Annotated in this window: 17 protein-coding genes; 6 read left to right on the forward strand and 11 right to left on the reverse strand. The window is 69.2% G+C overall.

Translation table 11 applies throughout. The features are described from left to right. Position 1: 1 nt before the first annotated feature. Genes ACZ5BU_RS18795 through ACZ5BU_RS18805 form a run of 3 tightly spaced genes read right to left on the reverse strand, consistent with a single transcriptional unit; the run spans position 2 to position 2,732 of the window. Positions 2–775, reverse strand: a complete 774-nt coding sequence (locus ACZ5BU_RS18795) for a CoA transferase subunit A (protein ID WP_465700457.1) — start codon at positions 773–775, stop codon at positions 2–4. Further along, positions 772–1,530: a 3-oxoadipate enol-lactonase gene (gene pcaD, locus ACZ5BU_RS18800; protein WP_465700459.1), complete on the reverse strand. Its 759-nt coding sequence runs from the start codon at positions 1,528–1,530 to the stop codon at positions 772–774. Before pcaD ends, ACZ5BU_RS18795 begins: the two co-directional genes overlap by 4 nt. Next, positions 1,527–2,732, reverse strand: coding sequence for an acetyl-CoA C-acetyltransferase (locus tag ACZ5BU_RS18805; protein WP_465700461.1), 1,206 nt, complete (start codon positions 2,730–2,732; stop codon positions 1,527–1,529). Before ACZ5BU_RS18805 ends, pcaD begins: the two co-directional genes overlap by 4 nt. A 71-nt stretch (positions 2,733–2,803) precedes the next feature. Here ACZ5BU_RS18805 and ACZ5BU_RS18810 point away from each other — a divergent pair, with 71 nt between their 5' ends. Further along, positions 2,804–3,691, forward strand: coding sequence for a LysR substrate-binding domain-containing protein (locus ACZ5BU_RS18810; protein ID WP_465700463.1), 888 nt, complete (start codon positions 2,804–2,806; stop codon positions 3,689–3,691). On the opposite strand, the gene ACZ5BU_RS18815 is transcribed toward ACZ5BU_RS18810, so the two are convergent. Continuing rightward, a complete protein-coding gene (locus ACZ5BU_RS18815) occupies positions 3,688–4,503 on the reverse strand; it encodes an IclR family transcriptional regulator domain-containing protein (protein WP_465700465.1) in 816 nt (271 codons plus the stop codon). The genes ACZ5BU_RS18810 and ACZ5BU_RS18815 overlap by 4 nt on opposite strands. Before the next feature lie 123 nt (positions 4,504–4,626). On the opposite strand from ACZ5BU_RS18815, the gene ACZ5BU_RS18820 reads away from it, so the two are divergent. The 5 genes from ACZ5BU_RS18820 to catC are packed head-to-tail and all read left to right on the forward strand — an operon-like array spanning position 4,627 to position 9,002. After that, positions 4,627–5,172, forward strand: coding sequence for a flavin reductase family protein (locus ACZ5BU_RS18820; RefSeq protein ID WP_465700467.1), 546 nt, complete (start codon positions 4,627–4,629; stop codon positions 5,170–5,172). An 11-nt stretch (positions 5,173–5,183) separates the two neighbouring features. Next, complete coding sequence (locus tag ACZ5BU_RS18825) at positions 5,184–6,737, forward strand: 4-hydroxyphenylacetate 3-hydroxylase family protein (RefSeq protein WP_465700468.1); 1,554 nt, start codon at positions 5,184–5,186, stop codon at positions 6,735–6,737. Positions 6,738–6,748: 11 nt separating this feature from the next. Further along, positions 6,749–7,594 carry a catechol 1,2-dioxygenase gene (catA, locus tag ACZ5BU_RS18830; protein ID WP_465700470.1) on the forward strand — a complete coding sequence of 282 codons (846 nt, stop codon included), beginning with the start codon at positions 6,749–6,751 and terminating at the stop codon, positions 7,592–7,594. Next, positions 7,594–8,727, forward strand: coding sequence for a muconate/chloromuconate family cycloisomerase (locus ACZ5BU_RS18835; RefSeq protein WP_465700471.1), 1,134 nt, complete (start codon positions 7,594–7,596; stop codon positions 8,725–8,727). The genes catA and ACZ5BU_RS18835 overlap by 1 nt, the downstream gene beginning before the upstream one ends. After that, a complete protein-coding gene (gene catC / locus ACZ5BU_RS18840) occupies positions 8,727–9,002 on the forward strand; it encodes a muconolactone Delta-isomerase (protein ID WP_465700473.1) in 276 nt (91 codons plus the stop codon). The genes ACZ5BU_RS18835 and catC overlap by 1 nt, the downstream gene beginning before the upstream one ends. Positions 9,003–9,111: 109 nt before the next feature. Here catC and mhpA read toward each other — a convergent pair whose 3' ends face one another. The 7 genes from mhpA to ACZ5BU_RS18875 are packed head-to-tail and all read right to left on the reverse strand — an operon-like array spanning position 9,112 to position 16,128. Then, positions 9,112–10,653 (reverse strand): bifunctional 3-(3-hydroxy-phenyl)propionate/3-hydroxycinnamic acid hydroxylase MhpA, encoded by a 1,542-nt coding sequence (gene mhpA, locus ACZ5BU_RS18845; RefSeq protein WP_465700474.1) that lies wholly within the window; start codon positions 10,651–10,653, stop codon positions 9,112–9,114. Then, entirely contained in the window at positions 10,650–10,997 is a 348-nt protein-coding gene (locus ACZ5BU_RS18850) for a DoxX family protein (RefSeq protein WP_465700475.1), read from the reverse strand. Before ACZ5BU_RS18850 ends, mhpA begins: the two co-directional genes overlap by 4 nt. After that, positions 10,994–11,926 (reverse strand): fumarylacetoacetate hydrolase family protein, encoded by a 933-nt coding sequence (locus ACZ5BU_RS18855; RefSeq protein ID WP_465700477.1) that lies wholly within the window; start codon positions 11,924–11,926, stop codon positions 10,994–10,996. The genes ACZ5BU_RS18850 and ACZ5BU_RS18855 overlap by 4 nt, the downstream gene beginning before the upstream one ends. Continuing rightward, complete coding sequence (locus ACZ5BU_RS18860) at positions 11,923–13,053, reverse strand: VOC family protein (RefSeq protein WP_465700478.1); 1,131 nt, start codon at positions 13,051–13,053, stop codon at positions 11,923–11,925. Before ACZ5BU_RS18860 ends, ACZ5BU_RS18855 begins: the two co-directional genes overlap by 4 nt. Continuing rightward, a complete protein-coding gene (locus ACZ5BU_RS18865) occupies positions 13,050–13,718 on the reverse strand; it encodes a TetR/AcrR family transcriptional regulator (protein WP_465700479.1) in 669 nt (222 codons plus the stop codon). Before ACZ5BU_RS18865 ends, ACZ5BU_RS18860 begins: the two co-directional genes overlap by 4 nt. Continuing rightward, the gene (locus tag ACZ5BU_RS18870; protein WP_465700481.1) at positions 13,684–14,772 is read right to left on the reverse strand and encodes a catalase family protein; all 1,089 of its coding nucleotides are present in this window, start codon (positions 14,770–14,772) and stop codon (positions 13,684–13,686) included. Before ACZ5BU_RS18870 ends, ACZ5BU_RS18865 begins: the two co-directional genes overlap by 35 nt. A 24-nt stretch (positions 14,773–14,796) precedes the next feature. Beyond that, positions 14,797–16,128: a Dyp-type peroxidase gene (locus ACZ5BU_RS18875; RefSeq protein ID WP_465700482.1), complete on the reverse strand. Its 1,332-nt coding sequence runs from the start codon at positions 16,126–16,128 to the stop codon at positions 14,797–14,799. Between the last annotated feature and the right edge of the window lie 3 nt (positions 16,129–16,131).

Raw genomic sequence — 16,131 nt, forward strand, 5'->3', positions numbered from 1 at the left:
CTCAGGCCTCCGTCCGTGGCCGCGTGGTGCGCTTCTCGATGCTCTTGCGGGCAGCCTGTTCGGGAGTCAGCGGTACGACGCGTTGCACGAACACACCCGGCAGATGGATCGAGTCCGGAGCGAGCTCGCCGACGTCGACGACCTGCTCCGCCTCGACGATCGTCAGCCGGCCGGCCATTGCGGCGACCGGGTTGAAGTTGCGGGCCGCGGCATGGAAGACGCAGTTGCCCGCGCGGTCCGCGACGGCGGCCCGCACCAGCGCGATGTCCGTGACGATCGCCTCTTCGAGAACCATCTCCCGGCCGCCGATCGTCCGCACCTCTTTGGCCGGCGACTCCACCGCCACCGACCCATCGGGCCCGTACCGCCATGGCAGACCGCCCTCGGCGACCAGCGTGCCGACCCCGGTCGGCGTGAAGAACGCGCCGATCCCGGCACCGCCCGCCCGCAACCGCTCGGCCAGAGTGCCCTGCGGTGTCAGCTCGACGGTCAACTCTCCGGCGAGGTACTGGCGCGCGAATTCCTTGTTCTCCCCGACGTACGACGCGATCACCCGGCTGATCCGCCCTTGCTCGAGGAGCAGGCCGAGACCGGCGCCGTCGACGCCACAGTTGTTGGAGACGACGGTCAGCTCGCGCGCGCCCTGCTCGAGCAACTCCTCGATCAGGAACCACGGAATCCCCGCGAGCCCGAACCCACCGACCGCCACACTCGACCCGTCCGGAATGTCCGCGACCGCGTCCGCGGCTGTCGCGACAACCTTGTCGACACTCATCTGTCGCCCTCCTGCAGGTGCTCGATGACGGCCGGTGTGACCAGGTCGGGACGTTCGGCGGCAGCCAGGTGCGCAGCACCCGGGACAATCAACAGCTTGCCATGGGCAACCGAGCCGGCGATCCGCTCGAGTTGCCAGGGCGGGGTCGCCACGTCCTCGGCGCCGGCGATCGCGAGCGTGCGGGCGACGATCTTCGGCAGATCGTTGGTGAGGTCCATGGTCGCGATGACCTCGCAGCAAGCCGCGTACCCCTCGTCGTCGATCGAGGAGACCATGCGCTCCGCAGCGGCGCGGTGTGCCGCGAGGCCGGCGGAGGTGTACCAGCGCCGGGCCGACGCCTCGGCGACGGCCTCCGTTCCCTTCGCGCGGACGAGCTCGGCGCGGTCGGTCCATTGGGAGAGCGGGTCGAGGCGGGCGCCGGTGCACAGTACGACGACGCGGTCGATCCGCTCGGGATTGCGGGCAGCGAGCCGCAGGGCCGTCATGCCGCCCAGGGAGAGCCCGACGAAGTGCGTGCGATCGATGCCGAGCTCGTCGAGCAGGTCGATCACGTCGTCGGCCAGGTCGTCGATCGTGCACGGCCCCGGCGACACGGGAGAGCGGCCGTGTCCGCGGGTGTCGAACCGGACGACGCGGAAGTGCCGTTCCAGGTCCGCGAGGTTGGCGTCCCACATCTCCCATGTCGTACCGAGCGAGTTGGCGAGGACGACGTACGGCCCGTTGTCCCGTCCCGTGACGACGTGGGTGACGGTCATCGGACCGCCTCGAAGACGGCGGCGATGCCCTGGCCGCCGCCGATGCACAGCGTCTCGACGGCGTACCGGCCGTCGCGCCGGTGGAGTTCGTGGGCCAGGGTGGCGAGAATGCGGGCGCCGGTGGCGCCGACGGGATGACCGAGGGAGATGCCGGAGCCGTTCGGGTTCAGACGCTCGTCGGTAGGGTCGAGCTTCCACTCACGCAGGCAGGCCAGGACCTGGGACGCGAATGCCTCGTTGAGCTCGATCAGGTCGAGGTCGTCGAGCGTCACATCGGCGCGGGCCAGCGCGGCCGCGACGGCCGGGACCGGGCCGATGCCCATCACCTCGGGCCCGACACCCGACACCGCCCACGACTTCAGGGCGACCAGCGGGCGCAGGCTGTGGCGCTCGGCCTCGGCTCGCGTGGTGACGATACAGGCCGCGGCGCCGTCGTTCTGACCACTCGCGTTCCCGGCGGTCACGGTCGACTCCGGATCGCTCTTGAGCATCACCGGCTTCAGTCCGGCCAGGCTTTCGAGGGTCGTGTCGGGCCGCGGGTGCTCGTCGGCGCTGACCAGCCCGCGCTTCGGGACCTCCAGTGCAACCAGCTCGTCGGCGAACCGCCCCTCCGCCTGCGCGGCGACCGCGCGCTGGTGCGACCGCAGCGCGAACTCGTCCTGCTCTGCGCGGCTGATGCCGTACTCCCGCCGCACGTTCTCCGCGGTCTCCAGCATGCCGCCCGGGACCGGGTGGTACTTGCCACCGGCGGTCTCGCGAGCGCGGACCAGCCGGTCGTGCAGCTCGACGTTGCCGCGAACGCCCGTACGCAGGCCCAATGCGTAGTGTTCGACCTGCGACATGGATTCGGCGCCACCGGCAACAACCAGGCCGGCAGCGCCGGTGGCCACCATGCCGGCCGCGTAGAGCACCGCCTGCAGCCCCGAGCCGCAGCGACGGTCGATCTGTACGCCGGGCACCGACACCCCGAGCCCCGCGTCGAGCGCCGCGATCCGGCCGATCGCCGGCGCCTCGCCGTTCGGGTAGCACTGGCCGAGGATCACGTCGTCGACCTCGTCCTCCCCGAGACCGGTACGCCGGACCAGCTCGGTGATCACCGCGGTCGCGAGCTCCGCGGCCGACAGCGCGGACAGGGCGCCGCCGAAGCGGCCCACCGGGGTACGGATCGGTTCGCAGATCACGATGTCACGCTGATCGCTCATGCCCTCGACGGTAGGCCGCGGACATCGATAGGGAGAAGTACCCATTCGGGCTCGATCAAGACTCTGCGAATATGGATCGCATGGAGCTGCGTCACCTGCGGTACTTCGTCGCCGTCGCCGAGGAGCGGCACTTCGGCCGCGCCGCGGCCCGCCTGCACATGGCCCAGCCGCCGCTGTCGCAGCAGATCCGGCAGCTCGAGAGCGAGCTCGGCCTGCAGTTGCTCCGGCGTACGACGCGACGCGTCGAGCTCACGCCGGCGGGCGAGGCGTACCTGGTCCGCGCCCGGCAGATCATCACCGCGGTGTCCTCGGCCGCGGGCGAGGCGCAACGCGTGGCCGCTGGGCTGCAGGGCCGACTGGTGATCGGATGCGTCGGCTCGGCGACGTACAGCCTGCTGCCGCAGCTCGTGCGGACGTTGCGCGACGAGCTCCCGGACGTCGAGGTGGCGGTGCAGGGCGAGATGCTCGCGCCCGACCAGGTCAGCGCGTTGCTCGACGGACGGATCGACCTCGGACTCCTCCGGCGGCCGGTCGACGAGGACGCGCTCAGCCTCGACGTACTGCGCGCCGACCGGCTGATCGTCGCGCTGCCCGACGAGCACCCGCTGGCTCGACGGGAACGCCTCCGGTTGCAGGACCTCAGCAGCGAGGACTTCGTCATCCATGCCGGCGGTGGGCGATCGGTGATGCACGACGCCGTACTCGCGCGCTGCCGCGAGGCCGGCTTCGAGCCACGTGTGAGGCAGGAGGTCGCCGAGACCTCGACACTCGTCACCTTCGTCGCGGCCGGACTCGGCGTTGCCGTCGTACCAGCTCCCGTGGCCGAGCTCCTGGTGCCCGGCGTGGCCTACCGCCCGCTCACCGGCAAGGCCTCGGTCGAGCTGGCCGCCGCCGTCCGAGCCGACGACGAGGCACCGCAACTGCGACGGGCTCTCGACGTCGTGAAAGCGCTGGTCTAGAAGAACCCGTCGCGAGGACTGGCGGCGAGTCGGCGCGCGCCGCTGAGCAGCCGGAGGTCCTCCGCGATCGCTGCGGCGGCCTCCTGCATCAGCGGGATGACTTTCTCGACGATCTGGTCGGCGGTCCGGCGGCCGACGGTGGTCGAGTACGCGAGCGCCGCGAGTACGCCGCCGTCCGGCCGCCGGACCGGTACCGCCGCCGAGAGCAGCCCGTCCTCGAGCTCGGACTCGACCACGGCGTACCCGTCCTGACGGACCCGATGCAGTGCGTCGCGGAAGGCGGTCGCGTCGGTGATCGTGTGCGCTGCCAGCCGGCGCAGTCCGGCCGCGATCACCGCGTCGACGACGGAAGCGTCCGCCCACGCCATCAGCACCCGGCCCATCGAGGTCGCATGGGCCGGTACGCGACTGCCCACGTCGACCGAGACGGTCATGATGCGCCTGACCTGGACGCGGGCGACGTACACCACGTCCGTGCCGTCGAGCTGCGCGAGCGACGCGGACTCCTGCGTCTCCTCGGCCAGACGCAGGAGGTGCGGCTGCGCGGTCTCGACGAAGCTGTGCGTGGCCGCGTAGTGCTGGCCGATCGTGAGGACGCGTGGGGTCAACGTCCACCGGCTGCCCGTCGCGGCGACGTACCCCAGCCGTTGCAGGGTCAGCAGGATCCGCCGTACCGCCGGACGTGACAGGCCGGTGGCCGAGGCGAGCTCCGCGAGCGTGGGCGTCGGCCGGTCGGCGTCGAACGCCAGCAGTACGGCGAACCCGCGCTCGATGCTCTGGATGTAGTCACGCTCGCTGCCCTCGCCGGCCATGGCGGCATCCTTCCACGAAAACTGATTGAGCTCTTGACAGTCGGTCGCGAGCGCTCCATGGTCTTGTCGTACGCCAAGCGTACGAGCTGTACGCACAGCGTACATCCTGGAGGTGACGCAGAGATGGACCCGCGAGAACTCCGCAACGCGTTCGGTCAGTTCGCCACCGGCGTGACCGTGGTGACCTGCACCAGCGACGAGGGCCGCCCGCACGGCGCCACCGTCAACGCCTTCACCGCCGTGTCGCTCGACCCGCCCCTGGCGCAGGTGACGCTGACGCGGACCTCGAAGGCGTGTCAGTACCTCGACGGCAAGCCGTTCGCGATCAACGTGCTCGCCGACGACCAGCTCGACGTCGCCTGGCACTTCGCCGGGCGGCCCGCGGATCGAGCGCCCGGCTGGGTGGACGGTCCGCACGCTCCGCTGCTCGAGGGCGCGGCCACGACGATCTCGTGCCGGCCGTGGCGGACGTACGACGGCGGCGACCACCTGATCGTGATCGGTGAGGTGGCCGCGGTCGGCATCACCGCGCGGAACCCACTGCTCTTCCACGGCGGCCGCTTCCGCTACCTCGGACCCGACGAGACCCACTGGAACGCCTCGATCGACTGCCCCGCCCAGGGCTGGTTCCACGCAACTGCTGTCTTCACCCCGCTTGCCCTTGCCTGAAAGGACTTCCGATGACCACGACGGTCGAGCACCGGACCACCACCAAGCGCCCGATGACGGGTGCGGAGTACCTCGACTCGATCCGCGACGACCGCGAGATCTGGATCTACGGCGAACGCGTCAAGGACGTCACCGAGCACCCGGCGTTCCGGAACCCGGCCCGGATGACCGCCCGGCTGTACGACGCCTTGCACGACCCCGCGACCAAGGACGAGATCACCGTCCCGACCGACACCGGCAACGGCGGTTACACGCACCCGTTCTTCCGGACGCCGCACAGCTCGGCGGACCTGCAGAAGGACCGGATCGCGATCGAGCACTGGGCCCGCCAGACGTGGGGCTGGATGGGCCGCAGCCCCGACTACAAGGCCAGCTTCCTCGGCACGCTGGGCGGCAACACCGACTTCTACGCGCCGTACGAGGAGAACGCCAAACGCTGGTACAAGGAGTCGCAGGAGAAGGTCCTGTACTGGAACCACGCGATCATCAACCCGCCGGTCGACCGCAACCTGCCGCCCGACGAGGCCGGTGACATCTTCATGCGGGTCGAGAAGGAGACCGACGCCGGCGTGATCGTGTCCGGCGCGAAGGTGGTGGCGACCGGGTCGGCGATCACCAACTACAACTTCATCGCGCACTACGGCTTGCCGATCAAGAAGAAGGAGTACGCGCTGATCTGCACGGTCCCGATGAGCGCCCCTGGTGTGAAGCTCATCTGCCGGCCGTCGTACGCCATGCAGGCCGACGTGATGGGCAGCCCGTTCGACTACCCGCTGTCCAGCCGGATGGACGAGAACGACACGATCTTCGTCTTCGACAAGGTGCTGGTGCCGTGGGAGAACATCTTCCTGTACGGCGACGTGGACAAGATCAACGGGTTCTTCCCACAGTCCGGGTTCATCCCGCGCTTCACCTTCCACGGCTGCATCCGGCTCTCGGTGAAGCTCGACTTCATCGCCGGACTGTTACTCAAGGCCCTCGAATGCACGGGCAGCAAGGACTTCCGCGGCGTCCAGACCCGGGCCGGCGAGGTGATCGGGTGGCGGAACCTGTTCCGGGCGCTGGCCGACGCGATGGCGCTCAACCCGGACCCGGGACCGAACGGGACCGTGCTGCCGAAGCTCGACTACGGGCTGATCTACCGGCAGTTCATGATCACCGGCTACCCGCGGGTGAAGGAGATCATCCAGCAGGACGTCGCCTCCGGCCTGATCTACCTGAACAGCAACGCGATCGACTTCAAGACCCCCGAGGTCCGCCCGTACCTGGACCGCTTCGTGCGCGGGTCGAACGGGTACGACGCGGTCGAGCGGACCAAGCTGATGAAGGCGCTGTGGGACTCGGTCGGCACCGAGTTCGGCGGCCGGCACGAGCTGTACGAGCGCAACTACTCCGGCAACCACGAGAACGTGAAGGCCGAGATCCTGTTCGCGGCCGAGGCGCAGGGCGAGGCCGCAGCGATGAAGGGCTTCGCCGAGACCATGCTCGCCGAGTACGACCTGGACGGCTGGACCGTCCCGGACCTGATCAACCCGACCGACGTCAGCCGGATCCTGAACCGCTGAGGAGCGCGATCATGACAACTGTGCAGGACTCTCCTACTGCCGCGGGCTCGGGCGCGAACGCGAGCTCCAACTTCAGGTCCACCGCCAGGACCGGCGCCGGCGCGTCACCCGAGCGGGTGAGTGCGGTGGTGACCGCCGTGCTCCAGGGTGTGCACACGGCGATCAGGCAGCACGGCGTCACCTACCCGGAGTTCCAGGCCGCGAAGGCTTGGCTGATGGAGGTCGGTGAAGTCGGCGAGTGGCCGTTGTTCATGGACGTGTTCGTCGAGCACGTGGTCGAGGAGGTCGCGGCCGGCCAGCAGCACGGGACCAAGGGCTCGATCCTCGGCCCGTACTACCTTCCTGACCAGGTGCGGTTGTCGTCGTCGTGCGAGCTGCCGCACCGCGAGGACGAGAAGGGCGAACCGCTCGTGCTGAGCGGTCAGGTACGGGACCTTGACGGCACGCCGTTGGCCGGTGCCGAGGTGGACATCTGGCACGCGGACGCGGACGGCTACTACTCCGGGTTCGCGCCGCACATCCCGGCCGGCAACCTGCGCGGCGTCGTGGCGGCGGACTCCGACGGCCGGTTCGAGATCCGCACGGTGCAGCCCGCGCCGTACCAGATCCCGACCGACGGGCCGACCGGCAAGCTGATCGAGGCGGCCGGCTGGCACCCGTGGCGGCCGGCGCACCTGCACCTGATCGTGCGTGCCGCCGGGCACCGGACCGTGACCACGCAGCTGTACTTCGCGGGCGGTGAGTGGCTCGACTCCGACGTCGCCGAGGCGACCAAGCCGGAGCTGGTCCTGGCCCCGGTCGACGACGGCACCGGCGTACGGCGGGTCGCGTACGACTTCGAGCTCGAGCCGGCCTGATGGACCTCACCATCGACCGGCTGGAGACGGTCATCGTCGACGTACCCCTCCGGCGGCCGCACCGGTTCGCCCGCGTCACGATGACTGCCCAGCCGGTACTGCTCGCCTTCGTCCACACCCGCGACGGCGTCGTGGGTGTGGGCGAGGGCGTCGTACCCGGCGGGCCGTGGTGGGGCGGCGAATCGGTCGAGTCGATGAAGGTCACGCTCGACACGTACGTCGCCCCGCTGCTGCCCGGTCGCTCCGTGGCCGCGATCGCCGAGGTGTGGGACGACATCTCGGACCACGTCGGAGCGAACCTCTACGCGAAGTGCGCTGTCGAGGTCGCGCTGCACGACGCCTGGGCGCGGTCGTTGGGCGTACCAATCAACGTACTGCTGGGCGGCCCAGTCCGGACGTCGATCGACGTCACCTGGGCGCTCGGCGCCGAGCCCGAGGAGGTGGTGGTCGAGGAAGCGCTGACCAAACTCCGCGAGGGCCACCGCTCCTTCAAGCTGAAGATGGGCGCGTTGCCTCCCGAGGAGGACACCCGCCGGGTCGCCGCGATCGCCGAGAAGCTGTGCGACACGGCCGGCGTTCGGGTCGATCTCAACGCCCGCTGGGATCTGACGACCGCCCAGCGTTACCTCCCGCGGTTGGCTGCCGCGGGCGTCGAACTGATCGAGCAGCCTGTCCCCGGCGAACAGGTCGAGGCGCTGGCGGAGCTCAACCACCGGCTCCCGATCCCGGTCATGGCCGACGAGAGCCTCCGTACCCCCGTCGACGCGTTACGCCTGGCGAATCTCCGCGCCGCCGACATCTGGTCGATCAAGACCACCAAGCTGGGAGGCCTCCGCCGCTCCCGCGACATCACCGCCGTCGCGGCCGCGGCCGGCATCCCCTGCCATGCCGGCACCTCGATCGAAACGGGCATCGGCACCGCGGCGTCGCTGCACCTGGCCTGCGCGGCGCCCGGCGTCACCTGGGGCAGTGAGCTCTTCGGCCCCCTCCTCTTCGCCGAGGAGCTCCTTCGCACCCCGCTGACCTACACCGACGGAGCGCTGCACCTTCCCGAAGGTCCGGGCCTGGGGGTCGACCTGGATCTCGACGCGGTCGCCGCCCTCCGCCGTCCCTACCTGACCAGGGAGCCGTGATGCTCTTCCACGTCCGCATGGACGTCCACCTGCCACCTGACCTGGACCCGGCGATCCGGGCCGACCTGATCGCCCGCGAGCGCACCCGGGCCATCGAGCTCCAGCAGGCGGGGGTTTGGCCCGGCCTGTGGAGGATCGTCGGCGAGTACGCGAACTACAGCATCTTCGACGTGGACTCGAACGACACCCTTCACGACCTGCTGTCCAGCCTCCCGCTGTTCCCCTACCTACGGATCCAGGTCACCCCACTCGCCAGGCACCCGTCCAAGCTCTGACTGTCGCCGGTCGCACAGGGCTTCTTCGCCCGGCGCATGGGCGCGCACACCACCTCGATCGACGCATCGCACGCCGGATACACGACGAGTACACCCGGTGTCCTCGTGGTCATTCGAAGGTCGTGGCGGTTCCGGCGGGGCGTGGCGCGTTGACCTGTTTGCTGATGTTCCGGGGCGGTAGCGCGGCGCAGGCCGTCGCCAGGTCACGGCCCGCGTAGAGCGTCGTTCCGTCGGGGCGTACGACGGCAACCGTGGCGTGCCCCCGCAGCCAGTCGTACAGATCGTCGCCGGCACGGGCTTGGATCAGAACGGTGTCGCGTGCCTCGACCGCGACACGTTGCGGAAGCGACAGTGCGGTGGAGGTGACGATCGCGAACCGGCCCGCGGTCACCTCGTCGACGCGGCGGCCATCGGGCAGACAAGCGTTCGGGCACAGCTTGCCCGCCAGCCCTCGTCGCAGCCGGGACCGGACCACGAGACTGGAGCTTCGCAACGCAGGGGTCTCGCTGCTCAGGATCCGGTCCTTGATGCCGGGTACCAGATGCAGTCGGGGCGCCACGGCCCGCCTGACCCGGTTGCCGACGGTCCCGCCGTCGGCCATCGCATGGCCGATCAACTTCGCCATCCGGATCAAGGCTCGTGCATGGGGTGCTCGCTCGGCCTCGTAGGTGTCGAGCACCGCGTCGGGCAACGTTCCGTCGAGCACGCCCGCCAGCTTCCAGGCGAGATTCGCGGCATCCCGCAACCCAGAACCCATGCCTTGCCCGATGAACGGCGGGGTGAGGTGCGCCGCATCGCCGAGCAGGAAGACTCTGCCGTCGCGCCAGCGATCGGCGATCTTGGCGTGGAAGGTGTAGTCGGCGGTGCGCACGAGCTCCAGGTCGTCGATCGGGACATCCTTGGTCCACGGTTCGATCAGCGGACGGAGTTCGGCGATGTCGCGGTAGTCCTCCGCGGTCTCGCCCGGCGCGAGGCGGAACTCCCACCGGTACCGGCGGTCCCCGATCCTCATGTACGTCGCGGCGCGCCGGCGATCGCATACCTGATGTACGCCGTCCCACGCTCCCAGGTCGGCGTCGGTCGCGACATCCACGACCAACCACTGCTGGGCGAAACCGAGGTCGCGCATGGTCGCGCCGATGGACTCGCGGACCAGGCTGTTGGCGCCGTCGCAGCCGAGCAGGTACCGCGCGCGTACCGCCGACGACAGACCGCTCGCGCGGTCGGTGAACTCGACTCGCACCGACCCGGTGAACTGGTCGATCCCGGTGACCTCGACGTTGCCGCGCAGGGTGACGCCCGGCGGGAGGTCGGCGCGCAGCAGCTGCTCCAGTTCCGGCTGATCGAACATGTTGGCCTCGGGGCAGCCATGCCGGCCGTTCGTGGAGCCACGCCGGAATTCGGCCAGCACCCGCAGGTCCGAGTCGAGCAGGCGCAACCCACGGGTCGGTCGAGAGATGGCGGCGAACTTCTCGCCCAGTCCCACCCGGGCCAGAATTCGGTACACCTCGTCGTCGAGATGCACCGCCCGCGGCTGCGGATAGACCGACTCCCACCGATCGAGTACGAGGCATTCGACGCCGTACGACGCCAGCAGCCTCGCCGCGGTCAGGCCGGTCGGCCCGGCACCGACGATGACGACCGGGATCATCCCCTCGCTCCTACCAGAACAACCGCGTAGCTCACGACAAGTACCGCGCACAGCGCCGCCGGCACAATCTCGGCCGCACCGGCCCGCTTGCGCACATGCACGACGACAGCACCGGTCAGCAGGCACAGCAGTCCACCCGCGGCCAGCAAGCCGAAGAGCGGTACTGCCGGACCGAGCCCCACCCCCGTCGCGCCGGCCAACTCCAGCCCGCCGATGCGGCGATAGGCCGACGTCGTGAACCCTGCTTCCCTGGCGAGCGCTCGCATTCGGGGCACCGCCAGAACCTTGGCCGACCCGAGCAGCCCGAAGATCAGCCCTACGAGACTCGCCAGAACGATCGTCACTGCGCCCACCTCACGACCGTGCGTTGCGTGCCCGCGTCGATGGCGCCGTCATCGGTGCCGACCGAGGCCTCGATGACGTCCCCGTCCTGCAGGTAGTCCGGATTGCGACTCTGAGCCCTGAAGAACATCCTCCACTTCGTAGCCGTGGGCAACAGAGATGCGATGACCTCGACCGGCTTGGGCGGTGCGCTCAGCGCCGTACCGACCGGCGTACCGGTGAGCAGCAGATCACCGGGATCAAGGCGCTGGAACCTGGTGAGTGCCTGCAGTGCCTCGAGCGGCTGGTAGATCATGTCGGCGGCGGTCATGTCCTGCCGGACCTTGCCGTTGACGGACAGCCGCAGCCGGAGGTCGGTGAATCGCTTGAGCTCGTCGGCGTCGAACAGGACGAGCGCCGGCCCGACGGGGGTGAACGTCGGGTACGACTTCGACTCGTAGAACTGGGTTTTCGGTAGCTGTACGTCGCGAGCGGAGACATCGTTCGTCACCACGATGCCCGCGATGTAGTGAGCCATCGTGTCCTGCGTGACCTGAGCGCCGACCGGCAGCGGAGCGCCGATCACGAGCCCGATCTCCACCTCGTAGTCCAGCAGCCGGACGTGGGCAGGCTTCACGACGTCGTCGTACGGACCGCTGACCGATCCCGATGCCTTGCGGAAGAAGGTCAGCGGCACCGTGTCCGGGTTCATTCCGGCGTCCTTGACGTGCGAGACGAAGTTGGTCATCTGGGCGACAACCCGGCAGGGCGTGGTGACCGGCGAAACCAGCTCCAGCTCGTCGAGCGGTACCGGCTCACCGGCAGCCTCGTCGATCGCGCGGCGATCGGCGAGCAGCGCTCCGGTGGTCTCGGCATCGGTGGCGATGCGAACCGCGCCCGCCGGTGTGTGCACCCACCAGGCGTCGGCTGTGCGGAGAACGGAGGTGGTCATGAAGTGGCTACTTTCAGCAGACCGCGCAGGCGATCCAGGTCGAATTCGTTGTCCTCGCGCAGCGCGGTGAACATCGAGCGAAGTTCGTGCAGGGACTCCCGGTTGGGGGCGATGCCCAGGAAGTCTTTGGTTGCCGGTGGCCCCCACTGGGCCAGACCCGACGCGGTCATCGGCGACCAGCCGGGCTCGAGGGTGCAATCGAACAGGTCGCCGTCGGTGAAATGCTCGACCAGGAACCCGTCGGGATCACGCCAGTAGTCGAAGATCTGGCTGCCCTGGATGTGCCGGCCGATGCCCCACGACCGGTGGTAGCCGCGGTCGAGGAGGTGCTCGCCGCCGGCGGCCAGCGTGTCCAGATCCGCGACCTGGTACGCCGAATGCACGTACCGGTTGACCGGGCCCAGAGTCATCGCCACCGTGTGGTGATCGGTCGGCGTACTGCCCCGGTCGCAGCGGATGAAGCTCATCACCGGGCCCTTCTCCCGCTGACCGGCGTAGAACAGGAAGTCGCTGACGATGAGCCCGAGGTGCTTCAGGTACCAGTCCAGCGTCTCCCGGTACCGAGTCGTCTGCAGGACCACATGCCCCAGCCGCTGCACCTTCGCAGGCTCGCGAGGCGGCCGCTGTGTCGCGTTCGTACGAGCGACCCCGTGTCCGACGTTCATCACGAGCGGTTGTGGTGACGGCAGTGCGGGCAGCTGGTGCATGTCCGTGACGACCCGCACCCTCAGCCCGCTCGGATCCACGAGCTCGACACCCATCCCGCCGATGCTCTCCGGCAGCTTCGCGGCAACCGCACCAGTGGCATCAGCCAGCCGCAGTACGTCGCCGGCATCGGCGGCCTGGAACGCGGGGCCCACGAAGCGGGACCGCGGGCCGCGGCGGATCAGAACACACGGGGCGCCGGCGTCGGTTCCTCTGAGCTGCAGGTCCGCGGACGTCATCAGGACGGTCGTGAAGCCGAACGCATGCGCGAACGCCTCCGCACCGCGAAGGTCCGGCTTCTCGAACTCCAGCCAGGCGATGTCGTGCACCTTCACGACCGGGTTGGCGGATCGTCCGGGGTGTTCACCTCGCAGAGCGCCGTACTCGCTATGCAGCCCGGCATGAGGATCTCGGTGGTTCATCGGGCACTCCTTTCACAGACTGATGCAATGAGGGCGGCGACCTGCGGCAGCGGCCGACGGCAGAGCGCAGCCGCTTCGTCGGGCGGTAGACCGAACATCCGCAGCAGGTCCTCGGTCAGCTGATCGGCGGCCGCCTCGGCGTTGCGGTCTGCCTCGGTGTGGAGGAGCTGACCGAGCGCCAGCATCGATCCGGCGGCCGTCACGAGAGCCAGGTCGGTATCGGGGATGGTGAATCGTCCCGCAGCCGTCGCGGCCGTGATGTCGCGTAGCGCGCGCGGCACCAGGCCGCGATCGGACATCAGGACCCGAGCCCCGTTGTTGAGCAGGACCTGGCTTGCACCGGGGTAATGCCGGTGCAGGCGTCCGGTCAGCCGGAACGAGCGGGCGAAGCGTTCCGCTGGATCGTCGATGCCCTCGGCAGCCGCGTCCATGAGCCGGCCGTGCGCCTCGAGGATCTCCTGGATGGCGTGGTCGAACAAAGCCTGCTTGCTGTCGAAGTGGTTGTAGAAGGAGCCGAGGCCGACGTCCGCGGCATCGGTGATCTCCAGGATGCTGACCGCGGTACGGTCCTCGGCCAGGAACCGCCGGGCAGCCCCGACCAAGGCGGCCCGGGTGCGTGCCCGCCGACGATCAAGCCGGCAGTTCGTCGATGCTTGCCGGTTCATGCTTTTCGACTCCGTTGTAGCCGTGCCGGAAACCGCTCGACTGCGGGTACGCCCGGCGGCGCGAACGCATGATCGAACCGAGCGGCCGGTGCGCCTCGAGAGCGTGCCAGGGATTGAACGAGAGCACATCGTCCGCGTAGCGGCGGCGGGCGTCGCTGTAGGCGTCCTGGGCCGGAAGGTGCAGGGTTGCCACGACCTGGTGTGGCGACAGCTCTTCGGGCCAGAGCACCGAGGCGTTCTCCACCGGCATCTTCTCGACGTCGGCACACAACTGCGCCCGCAGTTCGTACTCGGCGCTCTGGGTGGCGAAGAACTCGCCGACCAGATCACGCAGTGCGGATTCGCCGGCCTTCTTCTCCACCCGCTGTGCGGTGAGCGCCCGCACGTTCTGCGAGAGCGGCGCGGCCGAGATCTTGGCGACGTAATCGCCGTACCGCAACGCGGCCATCGAGTGGAAGGTCTCACCGAGGATGTGGTTGTTGGCCGCGGCAAGGGTCTCGATCGCGGGTGGCAGCGGGCGGCCCAGGCGGGTGAGCGTTCTGGCGGCAACCCGTGCACTGAGGCCGGCGACCTTCAGCTGCTGATCGCTTTGCCCTGGTTGGCTTTCGAGCAGCTTCTGCAGGTTGGCGTAGTCGGCGATGGTGCCGAACGGCAGCGTCGGATGATTGACCAGCAGGAAGTCCTGGGTGTTGAACCCGTCCTCCACCGCGCGGGGTCCGGTCACGCCGATCACCTTGACGGCGAAGCCGCGCTGGACCGGCACCTGGTCGGAGCGCAGGTCACCCGGCGCGGTCGACAGCCGGACGATGACCGGATAGGTCCGCGGCTCGGCGAACAGACCTTGCGCCAGCTCTGCGGGAAGCCCGGACTTCACCCGCAACTCGCCGGCCAGGACGCCGTGGCTCTTGGCGTGTGCGTCGCGCAGGCCGTGGCGGTGCTTGGCTGCGACCTGCTCGTTGGCGCGTTGCATCGCGGCGACGACCTGGCGGGTGAGCTCCTCCTCATCCGGGAAGGGCTGCTCCAGGTCCGGGTCGTACTTGACGTACGTGGTCATGAGAATCTCCTGGTGGTACGGCGGTCAGCCGGCGAGCCAGCGGATCGCGGACAAGCTGGGCAGGAAGAAGTACTCGCCGCCCAGCAGCGTGTTGAAGCTCTGGATGTTGTGCACCCGGCGCGGCGGCGATCCGGGCACCGTGAAATAGGCGCCTTTGTCCTGCCGGGAGATGAGCGGGTCCTTCTCCTTGCCGAGCCCGGCGAAGCTGCCGGAGTTGACCCACTCGCTCTGCAGGAACTCGACGGTGTCGATGGCCCTGGCGCCGAGCGCGATGAAGTCCAGGCCGCGGGGCTTGCCGTCGTCACGCAACGCGTCCGCCGGCAACGCGTCGCCGTACGAGGTGCTGCGACGGATGATGCGCCGGATGTTCACATCGCTGAGAATCTCCAGCTTGGAATCGCGTGGATTCATCCGGCGGATGTGCGACCCGAGCGGCGTCCGTAGCCCGCGAGGGTCGTCGGCGTAGCTGAAGTTGTTGATCCGCCGCGGATCCTCGCCGATCGCCGGATCGTCACGCTCCGGCGCCAACGCGAGCGGAGCTCCGCTGCGCCAGCGTCCGACCAGCTTGGCGGCGAGCAGTTCCCGCTCGTCGGCCGTCCGCCCGTTGGCGTACAGGTACTGGTTGAAGGCCGAGACATGCGAGTGGTACTTGCGGAACACCACGTAGGAGCCGTTGCGCCCGAGCACGTCCGGAGCGAGCATCCCCAGCGGCTGGCCCGTCTCACTGGGATAGCCCAGGACGAACTCCCCCGCCTTGATCGCGCGCCCGTCTCCGGGCAACGACTCCGCGCCACTCCCTTCGATCAGCGGCTGTGAGAAGCCGTCGCGGTAGCCGAAGACGTTCCAGCCGGTGGCGCCGAAGTCTTGATGTGACAGCAGGTCCACGCCGGGCAGATCGTCGAGCTGACGCTGATATTCCGCGACCTCGCGGCGCCAGTCGTCCTCGTTGTCGGAGTAGACACTCACCGCCACGTGCACCCGAGACGTCCCGAACGGGAACTCCCAGTTCTCCGGCGCGTTCATGCCGGTGTCACGCAACCGGTCAGCACGGGCCGCCATCCCGGCACGGAAATTCGCCGGGAACGACGCCAGCGAGCTCTCGGGCACCCCCAGCGCCACGAGGCCCTGATAGCTGATCGCAAGCGCAAGCCACGACGGCCGCGGCTCGTCCCAGCCCGCCGCCGAGGTGAGCCTCGGCGCGAGCCGACGCAACATCTCCTGGCCCGCGGCACGGTCGCCGATCTCGAGAATCGCGTGCGACCCGAAGTACGGTTCAGGCCTGGCGCGCAGTACGACTGCCTGAATGTCGTCCAGCTCGAGTGTGGGACGGCGCCGTAGCCGTCGAAACAGGTCCATGAT

This window comes from Kribbella sp. NPDC031520 (assembly GCF_055580825.1).

Coding starts and splice junctions, on each gene's coding strand:
- ACZ5BU_RS18865 (WP_465700479.1), bottom strand. CDS start 13,718: ATGAACCGGCAAGCATCGACGAACTGCCGGCTTGATCGTCGGCGGGCA.
- ACZ5BU_RS18795 (WP_465700457.1), bottom strand. CDS start 775: ATGAGTGTCGACAAGGTTGTCGCGACAGCCGCGGACGCGGTCGCGGAC.
- ACZ5BU_RS18855 (WP_465700477.1), bottom strand. CDS start 11,926: ATGACCACCTCCGTTCTCCGCACAGCCGACGCCTGGTGGGTGCACACA.
- ACZ5BU_RS18820 (WP_465700467.1), top strand. CDS start 4,627: ATGGACCCGCGAGAACTCCGCAACGCGTTCGGTCAGTTCGCCACCGGC.
- ACZ5BU_RS18870 (WP_465700481.1), bottom strand. CDS start 14,772: ATGACCACGTACGTCAAGTACGACCCGGACCTGGAGCAGCCCTTCCCG.
- ACZ5BU_RS18815 (WP_465700465.1), bottom strand. CDS start 4,503: ATGGCCGGCGAGGGCAGCGAGCGTGACTACATCCAGAGCATCGAGCGC.
- catA (WP_465700470.1), top strand. CDS start 6,749: ATGACAACTGTGCAGGACTCTCCTACTGCCGCGGGCTCGGGCGCGAAC.
- ACZ5BU_RS18810 (WP_465700463.1), top strand. CDS start 2,804: ATGGATCGCATGGAGCTGCGTCACCTGCGGTACTTCGTCGCCGTCGCC.
- ACZ5BU_RS18860 (WP_465700478.1), bottom strand. CDS start 13,053: ATGAACCACCGAGATCCTCATGCCGGGCTGCATAGCGAGTACGGCGCT.
- ACZ5BU_RS18805 (WP_465700461.1), bottom strand. CDS start 2,732: ATGAGCGATCAGCGTGACATCGTGATCTGCGAACCGATCCGTACCCCG.
- catC (WP_465700473.1), top strand. CDS start 8,727: ATGCTCTTCCACGTCCGCATGGACGTCCACCTGCCACCTGACCTGGAC.
- ACZ5BU_RS18825 (WP_465700468.1), top strand. CDS start 5,184: ATGACCACGACGGTCGAGCACCGGACCACCACCAAGCGCCCGATGACG.
- ACZ5BU_RS18875 (WP_465700482.1), bottom strand. CDS start 16,128: ATGGACCTGTTTCGACGGCTACGGCGCCGTCCCACACTCGAGCTGGAC.
- ACZ5BU_RS18835 (WP_465700471.1), top strand. CDS start 7,594: ATGGACCTCACCATCGACCGGCTGGAGACGGTCATCGTCGACGTACCC.
- mhpA (WP_465700474.1), bottom strand. CDS start 10,653: ATGATCCCGGTCGTCATCGTCGGTGCCGGGCCGACCGGCCTGACCGCG.
- pcaD (WP_465700459.1), bottom strand. CDS start 1,530: ATGACCGTCACCCACGTCGTCACGGGACGGGACAACGGGCCGTACGTC.